The organism is Pseudogulbenkiania subflava DSM 22618, from assembly GCF_900177275.1.
Lineage (GTDB): Bacteria > Pseudomonadota > Gammaproteobacteria > Burkholderiales > Chromobacteriaceae > Pseudogulbenkiania > Pseudogulbenkiania subflava.
Genome location: NZ_FXAG01000032.1, coordinates 21,046 through 33,018, shown reverse-complemented (window position 1 = coordinate 33,018; position 11,973 = coordinate 21,046). Strand labels below are relative to the sequence as shown.

General features: G+C 56.4%; 24 protein-coding genes. All 24 read left to right on the top strand.

What is annotated here, in order from left to right; all coding sequences use genetic code 11:
* Nucleotides 1–1,113: elongation factor Tu (tuf, locus tag B9N72_RS19705; protein ID WP_085277880.1), on the top strand; the 1,113-nt coding region annotated here is incomplete at its 5' end.
* A gap of 14 nt (nt 1,114–1,127) precedes the next feature.
* Nucleotides 1,128–1,439, top strand: coding sequence for a 30S ribosomal protein S10 (gene rpsJ, locus B9N72_RS19700; protein WP_008955635.1), 312 nt, complete (start codon nt 1,128–1,130; stop codon nt 1,437–1,439).
* Nucleotides 1,440–1,583: 144 nt separating this feature from the next.
* Nucleotides 1,584–2,228: a 50S ribosomal protein L3 gene (gene rplC / locus B9N72_RS19695; RefSeq protein WP_014085760.1), complete on the top strand. Its 645-nt coding sequence runs from the start codon at nt 1,584–1,586 to the stop codon at nt 2,226–2,228.
* Nucleotides 2,228–2,848 carry a 50S ribosomal protein L4 gene (gene rplD, locus B9N72_RS19690; RefSeq protein ID WP_085277879.1) on the top strand — a complete coding sequence of 207 codons (621 nt, stop codon included), beginning with the start codon at nt 2,228–2,230 and terminating at the stop codon, nt 2,846–2,848. Before rplC ends, rplD begins: the two co-directional genes overlap by 1 nt.
* Nucleotides 2,845–3,147 (top strand): 50S ribosomal protein L23, encoded by a 303-nt coding sequence (gene rplW / locus B9N72_RS19685; protein ID WP_008955638.1) that lies wholly within the window; start codon nt 2,845–2,847, stop codon nt 3,145–3,147. Before rplD ends, rplW begins: the two co-directional genes overlap by 4 nt.
* A gap of 11 nt (nt 3,148–3,158) precedes the next feature.
* On the top strand, nt 3,159–3,992 hold the full coding sequence (gene rplB, locus B9N72_RS19680; RefSeq protein ID WP_085277878.1) for a 50S ribosomal protein L2: 834 nt from the start codon (nt 3,159–3,161) through the stop codon (nt 3,990–3,992).
* 7 nt (nt 3,993–3,999) lie between these two features.
* Nucleotides 4,000–4,278 carry a 30S ribosomal protein S19 gene (rpsS, locus tag B9N72_RS19675; protein WP_008955640.1) on the top strand — a complete coding sequence of 93 codons (279 nt, stop codon included), beginning with the start codon at nt 4,000–4,002 and terminating at the stop codon, nt 4,276–4,278.
* A gap of 9 nt (nt 4,279–4,287) precedes the next feature.
* Complete coding sequence (gene rplV / locus B9N72_RS19670; protein ID WP_008955641.1) at nt 4,288–4,617, top strand: 50S ribosomal protein L22; 330 nt, start codon at nt 4,288–4,290, stop codon at nt 4,615–4,617.
* Nucleotides 4,618–4,627: 10 nt separating this feature from the next.
* Nucleotides 4,628–5,329: a 30S ribosomal protein S3 gene (gene rpsC / locus B9N72_RS19665; protein ID WP_008955642.1), complete on the top strand. Its 702-nt coding sequence runs from the start codon at nt 4,628–4,630 to the stop codon at nt 5,327–5,329.
* Complete coding sequence (gene rplP, locus B9N72_RS19660) at nt 5,313–5,729, top strand: 50S ribosomal protein L16 (RefSeq protein WP_008955643.1); 417 nt, start codon at nt 5,313–5,315, stop codon at nt 5,727–5,729. The genes rpsC and rplP overlap by 17 nt, the downstream gene beginning before the upstream one ends.
* Nucleotides 5,729–5,917 (top strand): 50S ribosomal protein L29, encoded by a 189-nt coding sequence (gene rpmC / locus B9N72_RS19655; RefSeq protein ID WP_085277877.1) that lies wholly within the window; start codon nt 5,729–5,731, stop codon nt 5,915–5,917. The genes rplP and rpmC overlap by 1 nt, the downstream gene beginning before the upstream one ends.
* Nucleotide 5,918: 1 nt before the next feature.
* Nucleotides 5,919–6,182 (top strand): 30S ribosomal protein S17, encoded by a 264-nt coding sequence (gene rpsQ / locus B9N72_RS19650; RefSeq protein ID WP_085277876.1) that lies wholly within the window; start codon nt 5,919–5,921, stop codon nt 6,180–6,182.
* Nucleotides 6,183–6,378: 196 nt separating this feature from the next.
* Nucleotides 6,379–6,747, top strand: a complete 369-nt coding sequence (gene rplN, locus B9N72_RS19645) for a 50S ribosomal protein L14 (protein ID WP_024301228.1) — start codon at nt 6,379–6,381, stop codon at nt 6,745–6,747.
* Nucleotides 6,748–6,756: 9 nt separating this feature from the next.
* A complete protein-coding gene (rplX, locus tag B9N72_RS19640) occupies nt 6,757–7,071 on the top strand; it encodes a 50S ribosomal protein L24 (protein WP_008955647.1) in 315 nt (104 codons plus the stop codon).
* A 9-nt stretch (nt 7,072–7,080) separates the two neighbouring features.
* Complete coding sequence (rplE, locus tag B9N72_RS19635) at nt 7,081–7,620, top strand: 50S ribosomal protein L5 (protein WP_008955648.1); 540 nt, start codon at nt 7,081–7,083, stop codon at nt 7,618–7,620.
* 4 nt (nt 7,621–7,624) lie between these two features.
* Nucleotides 7,625–7,930, top strand: a complete 306-nt coding sequence (rpsN, locus tag B9N72_RS19630) for a 30S ribosomal protein S14 (protein ID WP_008955649.1) — start codon at nt 7,625–7,627, stop codon at nt 7,928–7,930.
* 13 nt (nt 7,931–7,943) lie between these two features.
* Nucleotides 7,944–8,339 (top strand): 30S ribosomal protein S8, encoded by a 396-nt coding sequence (gene rpsH, locus B9N72_RS19625; RefSeq protein ID WP_008955650.1) that lies wholly within the window; start codon nt 7,944–7,946, stop codon nt 8,337–8,339.
* Between the two features lie 12 nt (nt 8,340–8,351).
* Entirely contained in the window at nt 8,352–8,885 is a 534-nt protein-coding gene (gene rplF / locus B9N72_RS19620) for a 50S ribosomal protein L6 (protein ID WP_085277875.1), read from the top strand.
* Nucleotides 8,886–8,898: 13 nt separating this feature from the next.
* The gene (rplR, locus tag B9N72_RS19615; protein WP_008955652.1) at nt 8,899–9,252 is read left to right on the top strand and encodes a 50S ribosomal protein L18; all 354 of its coding nucleotides are present in this window, start codon (nt 8,899–8,901) and stop codon (nt 9,250–9,252) included.
* Nucleotides 9,253–9,265: 13 nt separating this feature from the next.
* On the top strand, nt 9,266–9,784 hold the full coding sequence (rpsE, locus tag B9N72_RS19610) for a 30S ribosomal protein S5 (RefSeq protein WP_008955653.1): 519 nt from the start codon (nt 9,266–9,268) through the stop codon (nt 9,782–9,784).
* Complete coding sequence (rpmD, locus tag B9N72_RS19605) at nt 9,777–9,962, top strand: 50S ribosomal protein L30 (protein WP_008955654.1); 186 nt, start codon at nt 9,777–9,779, stop codon at nt 9,960–9,962. Before rpsE ends, rpmD begins: the two co-directional genes overlap by 8 nt.
* 3 nt (nt 9,963–9,965) lie before the next feature.
* Nucleotides 9,966–10,400 (top strand): 50S ribosomal protein L15, encoded by a 435-nt coding sequence (gene rplO, locus B9N72_RS19600; protein WP_085277874.1) that lies wholly within the window; start codon nt 9,966–9,968, stop codon nt 10,398–10,400.
* 11 nt (nt 10,401–10,411) lie between these two features.
* Entirely contained in the window at nt 10,412–11,731 is a 1,320-nt protein-coding gene (gene secY / locus B9N72_RS19595; RefSeq protein WP_008955656.1) for a preprotein translocase subunit SecY, read from the top strand.
* A 23-nt stretch (nt 11,732–11,754) separates the two neighbouring features.
* Nucleotides 11,755–11,973: a translation initiation factor IF-1 gene (gene infA, locus B9N72_RS19590; protein WP_008955657.1), complete on the top strand. Its 219-nt coding sequence runs from the start codon at nt 11,755–11,757 to the stop codon at nt 11,971–11,973.

Below are 11,973 nucleotides of genomic sequence, written 5' to 3'. Positions count from 1 at the left end.
ACGCTGACCGCCGCTATCACCACCATTCTGTCGAAGAAATTCGGTGGCGAAGCCAAAGACTACTCCCAGATCGACAGCGCGCCGGAAGAAAAGGCACGTGGTATTACCATTAATACCGCTCACGTTGAATACGAAACCGCTACCCGTCACTACGCTCACGTAGACTGCCCGGGCCACGCCGACTATGTGAAGAACATGATCACCGGTGCTGCCCAGATGGACGGCGCGATTCTGGTGTGCTCGGCCGCTGACGGTCCGATGCCGCAAACCCGTGAACACATCCTGCTGTCCCGTCAGGTGGGTGTGCCGTACATCATCGTCTACCTGAACAAGGCTGACCTGGTGGACGACGCCGAACTGCTGGAACTGGTGGAAATGGAAGTGCGCGACCTGCTGTCGTCCTACGACTTCCCGGGTGACGACACCCCGATCATCACCGGCTCCGCTCGTCTGGCGCTGGAAGGCGATCAGTCCGAAATGGGTGAGCCGTCGATCTTCCGTCTGGCCGACGCGCTGGACAGCTACATCCCGACCCCGGAGCGCGCTGTAGACAAGCCGTTCCTGCTGCCGATCGAAGACGTGTTCTCGATCTCCGGTCGTGGCACCGTGGTGACCGGTCGTGTTGAGCGCGGCATCGTCAAAGTCGGCGAAGAACTGGAAATCGTGGGCCTGAAGGCCACCGCGAAGACCACCTGCACCGGTGTGGAAATGTTCCGCAAGCTGCTGGATCAGGGTCAGGCTGGCGACAACGTTGGCGTTCTGTTGCGCGGCACCAAGCGTGAAGACGTTGAGCGCGGTCAGGTACTGGCCAAGCCGGGTTCGATCACCCCGCACACCAAGTTCTCTGCTTCGGTCTACGTACTGAGCAAAGAAGAAGGCGGTCGTCACACCCCGTTCTTTGCTAACTACCGTCCGCAGTTTTACTTCCGTACCACCGACGTGACCGGCGCCGTAAGCCTGGCCGAAGGTGTGGAAATGGTAATGCCGGGTGACAACGTGGAAATCACCGTGGAACTGATCGCTCCGATCGCCATGGAAGAAGGTCTGCGCTTCGCCATCCGTGAAGGTGGCCGTACCGTCGGCGCCGGCGTCGTTGCCAAGATCATCGCCTAATCGGAAAGCCCAAGATGCAAAGCCAAAAAATCCGCATTCGCCTGAAAGCTTTCGATTACAACCTGATCGACCGCTCCGCCCAGGAAATCGTTGAAACTGCCAAGCGCACTGGCGCTGTGGTCAAAGGTCCGGTTCCACTGCCGACCAAGATCGAGCGTTTCAACATCCTGCGTTCGCCGCACGTGAACAAGACTTCCCGCGACCAGCTGGAAATCCGTACTCACCTGCGTCTGATGGACATCGTTGATCCGACCGACAAAACTGTGGACGCGCTGATGAAGCTCGATCTGCCGGCCGGTGTCGATGTGGAAATCAAGCTGCAGTAAGCACAAGGGTTCACCTGTTGCAGGCCTAAGTGCTTGCGATCGTTGAATTTTCTGTGATACATTAGCGGACTCGCCATTTTGGCGAGTCCGCTTTTGTTTTTATGAGCCGGTCAATCGTAATCGGCCCTGCAAAAGGAAATAAACATGAGTTTAGGTCTTGTCGGTCGCAAAGTCGGCATGACCCGCATTTTTGCCGAAGATGGTGCTTCCATCCCGGTAACTGTGCTGGACATGGCTGCCAATCGCGTCACGCAAATCAAAACCGCCGAAGTTGATGGCTACGAAGCTGTTCAGGTGACCTATGGTTCCTGCAAAGCCAATCGCGTCAACAAGGCTGAGGCTGGTCACTTTGCCAAGGCAGGCGTTGAAGCCGGTCGTGGTCTGGGTGAGTTCGTTCTGAGCGCTGAACAGCTGTCGCAGTTCAAGCCGGGCGATGCCATCACCGTCGAAATCTTCCAGGTAGGTCAACTCGTTGACGTTACCGGTACCTCCAAGGGTAAGGGTTTCTCCGGTGTGATCAAGCGTCACAACTTCTCCTCCAACCGAGCTTCCCACGGTAACTCGCGTTCGCACAACACCCCGGGTTCCATCGGTCAAGCGCAGGATCCGGGTCGCGTACTGCCGGGTAAGCGCATGGCTGGTCAGTACGGTAACGTACAGAGCACCGTGCAGCGTCTGGAAATCGTCCGCATCGATACCGAACGTCAACTGATTCTGGTCAAGGGTGCCGTTCCGGGTGCCACGAACGGTGATGTCGTCGTTCGTCCTAGTGTGAAGGCGGGTGCGTGATGGAATTGAAGGTTATCAATGTACAGGGTCAGGCCGTAGAAGGCCTGCAGGCTTCCGAAGGTTTGTTCGGTCGCGAATACAATGAAGCTCTGGTCCATCAGGTGGTTACCGCGTTCCTGGCTAACGCCCGCAGCGCCAACCGTGCCCAGAAGACCCGTGCTGAAGTGAAGCACTCCACCAAGAAACCGTGGCGTCAAAAGGGTACTGGTCGTGCCCGCTCCGGTATGACTTCCTCGCCGATCTGGCGTGGTGGTGGTCGCACCTTCCCGAACAGCCCGGACGAGAACTTCTCGCACAAGGTAAACCGCAAGATGTTCCGTGCCGGTATGGCCGCGATCCTGTCGCAGCTGGTCCGTGACGAGCGTCTGGTCGTTGTCGACACCCTCGCGGTTGAAACGCCGAAAACCAAAGAGTTCGTCGGCCTGGTTAAGTCCATGGGGATCGAGCAGGGTCTGTTCATCACCAACGAAATGGATGAAAACCTGTATCTGTCGTCGCGCAACCTGCCGAATGTGCTGGTGATCGAGACTCAGCAAGTTGATCCGTACAGCCTGCTGCGTTTCAAGAAAATCGTGATCACTCGCGACGCCGTGAAGCAACTCGAGGAGCAGTGGGCATGAATCAGGAACGTTTGTTGCAAGTAATCCTTGCTCCGGTTGTTTCCGAGAAGAGCACTCTCGTCTCCGAGAAAAACCAGCAAGTCGTGTTCCGCGTCGCTAGCGATGCTACCAAGCCGGAAATCAAAGCGGCTGTCGAGATGCTGTTCAACGTAAAAGTTGACGGTGTTTCCACCGTGAACGTCAAGGGCAAGGTTAAGCGCTTTGGTCGTACTTTCGGCCGTCGCAAGGACTGGAAAAAGGCTTACGTCAGCCTGGTGGCCGGTCAGGAAATCGACCTGACTGCGACTGCAGCTGAGTGAGGAGATAGAGCATGCCTATCGTTAAAGTAAAACCGACTTCCGCGGGTCGCCGTGCCGTAGTCAAGGTGGTTCACCCTGACCTGCACAAAGGTGCTCCGCACGCCGCTCTGGTCGAAAAGAAGAACTCGACCTCCGGCCGTAACAACAACGGCCACATCACTGTGCGTCATCGCGGTGGCGGCCACAAGCAGCACTACCGTATCGTCGACTTCCGTCGCAACAAGGACGGTATCCCGGCCAAGGTTGAGCGTATCGAATACGATCCGAACCGCACCGCGCATATCGCCCTGCTGTGCTACGCCGACGGCGAGCGCCGCTACATCATCGCTCCGCGCGGTGTGAAGGTTGGTGCCGTTCTGCTGTCTGGCGCCGAAGCGCCGATCAAGGCTGGTAACTGCCTGCCGATCCGCAACATTCCGGTTGGTACCACCATTCACTGCGTAGAACTGCAGCCGGGCAAGGGTGCCCAGATGGTGCGTTCCGCGGGTGCTTCCGCCATGTTGCTGGCGCGCGAAGGCGTTTACGCTCAGCTGCGTCTGCGCTCCGGCGAAATCCGCAAGGTACATGTCGATTGCCGTGCCACCGTTGGTGAAGTGGGTAACGAAGAGCACAGCCTGCGCAAGCTCGGCAAGGCCGGTGCAACCCGTTGGCGTGGTATCCGTCCGACCGTTCGTGGTACTGCCATGAACCCGATCGATCACCCGCATGGTGGTGGTGAAGGTCGTACGGGTGAAGGTCGTGTGCCGGTTAGCCCATGGGGCACGCCGACCAAGGGCTTCCGTACCCGTCGCAACAAGCGTACCGACAATATGATCGTACGCCGTCGCTATTCCACTAAAGGGTAATTGACATATGGCACGTTCGCAGAAAAAAGGCCCGTTTGTTGATCTGCACCTTCTGAAGAAGGTGGACGCGGCGCGTGCGACCAGTGATAAACGTCCGATCAAGACCTGGTCGCGTCGTTCGACCGTCCTGCCGGATTTCATTGGCCTGACTATCGCTGTACACAACGGTCGCACCCATGTGCCGGTTTATGTATCCGAAAACATGGTCGGTCATAAACTGGGCGAATTCTCCCTGACTCGTACCTTCAAGGGCCACGCTGCCGACAAGAAGGCGAAGAAGAGGTAAGGTGAAGCGATGAGAGTATCTGCACATTTGAACACCGTCCGCCTGTCGGCACAGAAGTGCCGCCTGGTGGCCGATCTGATCCGCGGCAAGTCCGTCGATCAGGCCCTGAACATCCTGGCGTTCAGCCCGAAAAAAGGCGCCGTGATTGTCAAGAAAGTGCTGGAGTCGGCTATCGCCAACGCCGAGCACAACGAGGGTGCCGACATCGACACCCTGAAGGTGGCAGCCATCTTCGTTGACAAAGGTCCGAGTCTGAAGCGTTTCGCTGCCCGTGCAAAAGGCCGTGGCAACCGTATCGAAAAGCAGACTTGCCATATCACGTTGACCGTGGGCAACTAAGGGGTAAGCAATGGGTCAGAAGATTCATCCGACGGGTTTCCGTCTTGCCGTTAACAAGAACTGGTCTTCCAAGTGGTTCGCGAACTCGCATGATTTCGCCGATATGCTCAAGCAGGATATCGACGTTCGCGCCTTTCTGAAGAAGCGTCTTGCTAACGCATCCGTGGGTCGTGTCACCATCGAGCGCCCGGCCAAGTCCGCCCGCATCACCATTCACAGTGCCCGTCCGGGTGTTGTGATCGGCAAGAAGGGCGAGGACATCGAGGTTCTGAAGAAAGAACTGCAGAAGCGCCTGGGCGTGCCGGTGCACGTGAACATCGAAGAAGTCCGTAAGCCGGAAATCGACGCTCAAATCATCGCCGACGGTATCGCCTCGCAGCTGGAAAAGCGCGTGATGTTCCGCCGTGCCATGAAGCGTGCCATGCAGAACGCCATGCGTATGGGCGCTCAGGGCATCAAGATCATGAGCTCGGGCCGTCTGAACGGCATCGAAATCGCACGTACCGAATGGTACCGCGAAGGCCGTGTGCCGCTGCATACCCTGCGTGCCGATGTGGACTACGCTACCTCGGAAGCCAACACCACGTACGGCATCATCGGTATCAAGGTATGGGTTTACAAAGGTGAGCTGAAGCCGGGTCAGGTTCAGGCCGCTCCGGTTGCCACCGAGAAGAAAACGAGAAAGGGTCCGCGCAATGCTGCAGCCAACTAGACTCAAGTACCGCAAACAGCAGAAAGGCCGTAACACCGGCATCGCTACTCGTGGTAACAAAGTCAGCTTCGGTGACTTTGGCCTGAAGGCTATCGGTCGTGGCCGTCTGACTGCTCGTCAGATCGAGGCGGCTCGCCGTGCGATGACCCGCCACATCAAGCGTGGCGGCCGTATCTGGATCCGTATTTTCCCGGACAAGCCGATCAGCTCCAAGCCCGCCGAAGTCCGTATGGGTAACGGTAAGGGTAGTACGGAATACTATGTGGCTGAAATTCAGCCTGGCAAGATGCTGTATGAAATGGATGGCGTTGCAGAAGAGCTCGCTCGCGAAGCCTTCCGTTTGGCCGCAGCCAAGTTGCCGATCCCGACTGTGTTTGTGACTAGACAGGTAGGTCAGTAATGAAAGCGTCCGAACTGAGAGCAAAGACTGATGCCGAGCTGAAGGTGGAACTGCTGAGCCTGCTGAAGGCACAGTTCGCGCTGCGCATGCAGCACGCCACCCAGCAGCTCGCCAAGAGCAGTGAGCTGAAGAAAGTGCGTCGCGATATCGCTCGTGTTCGCACCGTTCTGAAAGAAAAGGTGGCTTGATATGAGCGAAACCAAAGTCGTACGTTCGCTGACCGGCAAGGTGGTCAGCGACAAGATGGATAAGACTGTTACCGTATTGGTCGAGCGCAAGGTTAAGCACCCGATCTACGGCAAGATTATCCGCCGTTCCAAGAAGTTCCACGCACACGACGAGAACAACGAGTTCCGTGCTGGTGATACCGTTGTAATCAGCGAATCCCGCCCGCTCTCGAAGACCAAGTCGTGGGTTGTGACTGCCCTGGTCGAGAAAGCTCGCCAGGTGTAACGCTTGCAGAGGGGCTCGCCCCTCTGTATAATGGCCACTTCCCTGTCCATTCGGGCAGGGGTCGCCCTTTACGGGGTCCAAAACTGGCCGTTTGATACGCCGCAGAATTATCTGTGGCGTTTCGTCTAACTGAATGCCGAAAAATGGCTGCAGGTTGACGAGAGTGACGGGTTAAGTTGGATAGAAAGGTAATCAAATGATCCAAATGCAGACCATGCTTGAGGTCGCTGACAACACCGGTGCGCGCTCCGTTATGTGCATCAAGGTGCTGGGCGGCTCCAAGCGTCGCTATGCAAGTGTTGGCGATATCATCAAGGTGAGCATCAAGGATGCTGCTCCCCGTGGTCGCGTCAAGAAAGGCGATGTGTACAACGCTGTCGTGGTTCGCACGGCCAAGGGTGTACGTCGTCCGGACGGCTCGCTGATCAAGTTCGATGGCAACGCCGCCGTACTGCTGAACAACAAACTTGAGCCGATCGGCACTCGTATCTTCGGGCCGGTAACGCGTGAACTGCGTACCGAGCGCTTCATGAAGATCGTTTCGCTCGCTCCAGAAGTGCTGTAAGGAGGACGCATGCGCAAAATTCGTAAGGGTGATGAAGTCGTAGTAATCACCGGCAAGGACAAGGGTAAGCGCGGCACCGTTCTTCGTGTTCTGGACGAGAAGGTCGTTGTCGAAGGCGTGAATGTTGCTAAGAAGCATCAGAAACCGAATCCGGTTCGTGGTGTGGCTGGTGGCATCGTTGAAAAGACCATGCCGGTCGATGTGTCCAATGTGGCCATCTTTAACCCGGCTAGCCAAAAGGCTGATCGCGTAGGCTTCAAGACTCTTGAAGACGGCCGCAAGGTGCGCGTATTCAAGTCCAATGGCGAAGTTATCGGGGCCTAAGGAGTCAACATGGCACGTTTCTACGATTTTTACAAAGAAAGCGTAGTGCCTGAGCTGGTAAAACAGTTCGGCTACAAGTCGATCATGGAGGTTCCCCGCATCGAGAAAGTCACCCTGAACATGGGGGTGGGCGAAGCGGTGGCCGACAAGAAGGTGATGGAACACGCCGTAGGCGACCTCGAGAAAATCGCAGGTCAGAAGGCTGTTGTGACCACGGCGCGCAAGTCGATCGCCGGCTTCAAGATTCGCGACGCTTATCCGATCGGTTGCAAGGTAACGCTGCGCCGCGAGCGCATGTACGAATTCCTTGATCGCCTGGTGACCATCGCGCTGCCGCGCGTGCGTGACTTCCGTGGCGTGTCCGGCAAGTCTTTCGACGGCCGCGGCAACTACAACATGGGCGTTCGCGAACAGATCATCTTCCCGGAAATCGAGTACGACAAGATCGATGCGCTGCGTGGGATGAACATCACCATTACCACCACGGCGAAGACTGACGAAGAAGCCCGCGCACTGCTGGCTGCGTTCAAGTTCCCGTTCAAGGGTTAAGCACATGGCAACACTTGCACTGATTAACCGTGAAGAGAAGCGCGCCAAGCTGGTCGCCAAGTTCGCCAGCAAGCGTGAACAGCTCCTCGAAATCATCAACAACCAGAGCCTCTCGGAAGAAGAGCGTTTCGCTGCACGCCTGAAACTTCAGCAACTGCCGCGCAACGCCAGCCCGGTTCGCCAGCGTCGTCGCTGTGCTGTTACCGGTCGTCCGCGTGGCGTCTTCCGTAAATTCGGTCTGGGTCGCAACAAACTTCGTGAAATCGCCATGAAAGGCGAGATCCCGGGCGTTGTGAAGGCCAGCTGGTAATAGGAGATACAGAATGAGCATGCATGATCCTATTTCCGATATGTTGACCCGCATCCGCAACGCTCAGCGTGCTTCCAAGGCTGCCGTATCCATGCCTTGCTCCAAGCTGAAGGTTGCACTGGCCCAGGTGCTGAAGGATGAAGGTTATATCGAAGACTTCGCCGTAGCCGGCGAAGAGAAAAAGCCCGTCCTGGATATCCAGCTCAAGTACTATGCCGGTCGTCCGGTAATTGATCGCATTGAGCGCGTATCCCGTCCTGGCCTGCGTGTTTACAAAGGCTCCACCGAGATCCCGAAGGTAATGAACGGTCTGGGTGTTGCAATTGTATCCACCTCCAAAGGTCTGATGACTGATCGCAAGGCCCGCGCAGCCGGTATCGGCGGCGAGCTTCTCTGCATCGTGGCGTAAGGAGAGGGTTGAATGTCTCGCGTAGCAAAGAATCCCGTAGCGATCCCGGCCGGTGTTGAAGTCAAGTTCAATGCCACCGAGGTGAGCGTCAAGGGCGCTCTTGGCACCCTCAGCACCGCTTTGTGCGATGAGGTTGAAGTGAAACTGGATAACAACCAGCTGACCTTCGCGGCCAAGAACGACAGCAAGTTCGCTCGTGCCATGTCCGGTACGTTGCGCGCCCTGCTCAACAACATGGTGAATGGTGTCAGCAAAGGCTTCGAGAAGAAGCTGACCTTGGTTGGCGTGGGCTACCGTGCCCAGGCTCAGGGTGATGCCGTCAACCTGTCTCTTGGTTTCTCTCACCCGGTTTCTCACAAGATGCCGGCCGGTGTGAAAGTGGAAACCCCGACTCAGACCGAGATCCTGATCAAGGGCGCTGACAAGCAGCTCGTTGGTCAAGTCGCAGCCGAAATCCGTGCCTACCGCTCCCCGGAGCCGTACAAGGGCAAGGGCGTACGCTATGCCGACGAGGTCGTGGTTCTGAAAGAGACCAAGAAGAAGTAATTGAGGCCCTGACATGGACAAGAAACAAGCTCGACTCCGCCGTGCACGCAAAACCCGTGCCCGGATTGCGGAGCTCAAGATGGTGCGCCTTTCTGTATACCGCACCAACTGCCACATTTACGCTCAGATCATTGATGAGACTGGTAGTCGTGTGCTGGCCAGCGCTTCCACTTTGGAAGCCGAAGTGCGCTCTGATCTTTCCAATGGTGGCAACCAGGCCGCTGCAGCCGTAGTCGGCAAGCGGATTGCCGAGAAAGCTAAGGCAGCTGGCATCGAAAAAGTCGCTTTTGACCGCTCTGGTTTCCAATACCACGGCCGTATCAAAGCGCTGGCCGATGCGGCTCGCGAAAGCGGCCTCGTATTCTAATTCGGAGTGAAGAATGGCTAAGCACGAAATGGAAGATCGTGGCGACGGTCTGATCGAGAAGATGATCGGCGTCAACCGCGTCACCAAAGTGGTGAAGGGCGGTCGTATCATGGCTTTCTCCGCTCTCACCGTAGTTGGTGATGGCGATGGCGGTATCGGCATGGGTAAAGGCCGTTCCAAGGAAGTGCCGGTTGCAGTGCAAAAGGCAATGGAATCGGCTCGCCGCAACATGGTGAAGATTCCCCTGAAGAACGGTACCCTGCATCACACCGTAATTGGTAAGCACGGTGCTACCACCGTGTTCATGCAGCCTGCCAAAGAAGGTACCGGTGTGAAGGCCGGTGGCCCGATGCGCGCGATCTTCGACGCGATGGGTGTTCGTAACGTGTCCGCCAAGGTGCACGGTTCGACCAACCCGTACAACGTTGTACGCGCAACCCTGGACGGTCTGAACAAGATCTTCGTTCCTTCGCAGATCGCCGCCAAGCGTGGCCTGACTGTCGAGGAAATCCTGGGGGTGGAGCATGAGTAACGCCAAGACTGTCAAGGTGACGCTGGTTAAGAGCCTGATCGGTCGCCTGGAATCCCACAAGGCCTGCGCTCGCGGTCTCGGTCTGAAGAAGATCAACCAGACTGTCGAAGTGCTCGATACGCCTGAAAACCGTGGCATGATCAACAAGATCAGCTACTTGTTGAAAAGCGAGGGCTAAGCGATGTTGCTGAATACCATTAAGCCGGGCGCAGGCGCGAAACACGCCAAGCGCCGCGTTGGTCGTGGCATCGGCAGCGGTCTGGGTAAGACTGCTGGTCGTGGTCACAAGGGCCAGAAGAGCCGCGCCGGTGGCTTCCACAAGGTTGGCTTCGAAGGCGGTCAGATGCCGCTGCAGCGCCGCCTGCCGAAGCGTGGCTTCAAGTCCCTGTCCGCTGGCAAGACTGCCGAAGTTCGTCTGTCCGAACTGAATCAGCTGCCGGTTGATGAAATTGATTTGCTCGCCCTCAAGCAAGCCGGCCTCGTTGCCACCCAGGCCCTGGTGGCCAAGGTGGTGCTGTCTGGCAAGGTTGAGCGTGCTCTGAAGTTGCGTGGCGTGGCAGTGACTGCCGGCGCTCGCGCTGCTATCGAAGCCGCTGGCGGCAGTATCATTGAATAAGGCGCACGTACGTGGCGAATACTTCTCTAGTCTCTAATGGCAACAAGTTTGCCGATCTGAAACGGCGCGTGCTGTTCCTGATCGGTGCACTGATCGTTTACCGCATTGGTGCGCATATACCTGTACCCGGTATCAACCCTGCCGAACTAGCGAAGTTGTTCCACACGTCGCAAACGGGCCTCCTCGACATGTTCAACATGTTCTCGGGCGGGGCCCTTTCCAGATTTACGGTATTTGCCATTGGCATTATGCCGTATATCTCGGCCTCTATCATTCTGCAGTTGGGCTCGGAAATCGTTCCGATGCTCAAGGAGCTGAAGAAAGAGGGCGACGCTGGACGTCGTAAGATAACCCAGTACACACGTTACGCGACTGTTTTGCTGGCGACTTTCCAAAGTTTCGGCATTGCAGTGATGCTTTATAAGCAGCCTAACCTGGTGGTGACTCCTCAGTGGGAGTTTTACCTGACGACTGTGGTTACGCTGGTAACCGGCACCATGTTCCTGATGTGGCTTGGTGAGCAGATGACTGAACGCGGTATCGGTAACGGTATTTCGCTGATCATCTGTGCTGGTATTGCCGCCGGTGTACCTGCCGCCATCGGTAAAACACTGACCCTGACCAGTCAGGGTTCGTTGCCTATCCTGTTTGCCATTGTGCTGTTTGCATCGGTGATTCTGGTGACTTATCTGGTCGTGTTCGCCGAACGCGGTCAACGTAAGGTGCTGGTGAACTATGCCAAACGTCAGGTTGGCAATCGTGTCATGCAGGGCCAGAGCACGCATATGCCGCTCAAGCTCAACATGGCAGGGGTGATTCCGCCGATCTTTGCTTCCAGCATTATCCTGTTCCCGGCTACCGTCATCGGTTGGTTCGGTAACACGGAAGGCATGGGCTGGTTGAAGTCGGTTGCAGACAAACTGCATCCGGGTCAACCGATCTATGTCCTGCTGTATGCAACGGCGATCATTTTCTTCTGTTATTTCTACACGGCCTTGGTGTTCAACCCCAAGGAAACGGCAGATAACCTGAAGAAAAGTGGTGCTTTCATCCCGGGGATTCGTCCAGGTGAGCAGACTTCGCGTTACATCGAGAAGATCATTCTGCGGCTGACGTTGATCGGTGCGATCTACATCACGTTGGTTTGCCTGTTGCCTGAGTTCCTGATCCTGAAGTGGAATGTTCCGTTCTACTTTGGTGGGACCTCGCTGTTGATCATCGTTGTTGTGACGATGGACTTCATGGCTCAGGTTCAATCCTACATTTTGTCGCACCAGTATGAGAGTTTGCTGAAGAAGGCTAACTTCAAAGGCAATGCTCTTACCCGCTGATATACGAGTTCACACTGGGTTATATGGCTAAGGAAGATACCATTCAGATGCAGGGCGAGGTCCTGGAGACGTTGCCGAACGCAACCTTCAGGGTCCAGCTTGAGAATGGACACGTAGTGCTCGGGCATATTTCCGGGAAAATGCGGATGCACTACATCCGCATCCTTCCTGGCGATAAGGTCACGGTGGAGTTGACTCCCTATGATCTGTCCCGTGCCCGAATTGTGTTCCGTGCAAAATAA

Excerpts from the sequence above, each read along its gene's own strand:
- rplF (WP_085277875.1), top strand. The coding sequence starts at position 8,352 with ATGTCTCGCGTAGCAAAGAATCCCGTAGCGATCCCGGCCGGTGTTGAA.
- rpsS (WP_008955640.1), top strand. The coding sequence starts at position 4,000 with ATGGCACGTTCGCAGAAAAAAGGCCCGTTTGTTGATCTGCACCTTCTG.
- rplN (WP_024301228.1), top strand. The coding sequence starts at position 6,379 with ATGATCCAAATGCAGACCATGCTTGAGGTCGCTGACAACACCGGTGCG.
- rpmC (WP_085277877.1), top strand. The coding sequence starts at position 5,729 with ATGAAAGCGTCCGAACTGAGAGCAAAGACTGATGCCGAGCTGAAGGTG.
- rpmD (WP_008955654.1), top strand. The coding sequence starts at position 9,777 with ATGAGTAACGCCAAGACTGTCAAGGTGACGCTGGTTAAGAGCCTGATC.
- rplD (WP_085277879.1), top strand. The coding sequence starts at position 2,228 with ATGGAATTGAAGGTTATCAATGTACAGGGTCAGGCCGTAGAAGGCCTG.
- rpsJ (WP_008955635.1), top strand. The coding sequence starts at position 1,128 with ATGCAAAGCCAAAAAATCCGCATTCGCCTGAAAGCTTTCGATTACAAC.
- rplO (WP_085277874.1), top strand. The coding sequence starts at position 9,966 with ATGTTGCTGAATACCATTAAGCCGGGCGCAGGCGCGAAACACGCCAAG.
- rpsH (WP_008955650.1), top strand. The coding sequence starts at position 7,944 with ATGAGCATGCATGATCCTATTTCCGATATGTTGACCCGCATCCGCAAC.
- rplR (WP_008955652.1), top strand. The coding sequence starts at position 8,899 with ATGGACAAGAAACAAGCTCGACTCCGCCGTGCACGCAAAACCCGTGCC.
- rplV (WP_008955641.1), top strand. The coding sequence starts at position 4,288 with ATGAGAGTATCTGCACATTTGAACACCGTCCGCCTGTCGGCACAGAAG.
- rplB (WP_085277878.1), top strand. The coding sequence starts at position 3,159 with ATGCCTATCGTTAAAGTAAAACCGACTTCCGCGGGTCGCCGTGCCGTA.
- infA (WP_008955657.1), top strand. The coding sequence starts at position 11,755 with ATGGCTAAGGAAGATACCATTCAGATGCAGGGCGAGGTCCTGGAGACG.
- rpsN (WP_008955649.1), top strand. The coding sequence starts at position 7,625 with ATGGCAACACTTGCACTGATTAACCGTGAAGAGAAGCGCGCCAAGCTG.
- rplX (WP_008955647.1), top strand. The coding sequence starts at position 6,757 with ATGCGCAAAATTCGTAAGGGTGATGAAGTCGTAGTAATCACCGGCAAG.
- rplE (WP_008955648.1), top strand. The coding sequence starts at position 7,081 with ATGGCACGTTTCTACGATTTTTACAAAGAAAGCGTAGTGCCTGAGCTG.
- rpsE (WP_008955653.1), top strand. The coding sequence starts at position 9,266 with ATGGCTAAGCACGAAATGGAAGATCGTGGCGACGGTCTGATCGAGAAG.
- rplP (WP_008955643.1), top strand. The coding sequence starts at position 5,313 with ATGCTGCAGCCAACTAGACTCAAGTACCGCAAACAGCAGAAAGGCCGT.
- rpsQ (WP_085277876.1), top strand. The coding sequence starts at position 5,919 with ATGAGCGAAACCAAAGTCGTACGTTCGCTGACCGGCAAGGTGGTCAGC.
- rpsC (WP_008955642.1), top strand. The coding sequence starts at position 4,628 with ATGGGTCAGAAGATTCATCCGACGGGTTTCCGTCTTGCCGTTAACAAG.
- rplW (WP_008955638.1), top strand. The coding sequence starts at position 2,845 with ATGAATCAGGAACGTTTGTTGCAAGTAATCCTTGCTCCGGTTGTTTCC.
- rplC (WP_014085760.1), top strand. The coding sequence starts at position 1,584 with ATGAGTTTAGGTCTTGTCGGTCGCAAAGTCGGCATGACCCGCATTTTT.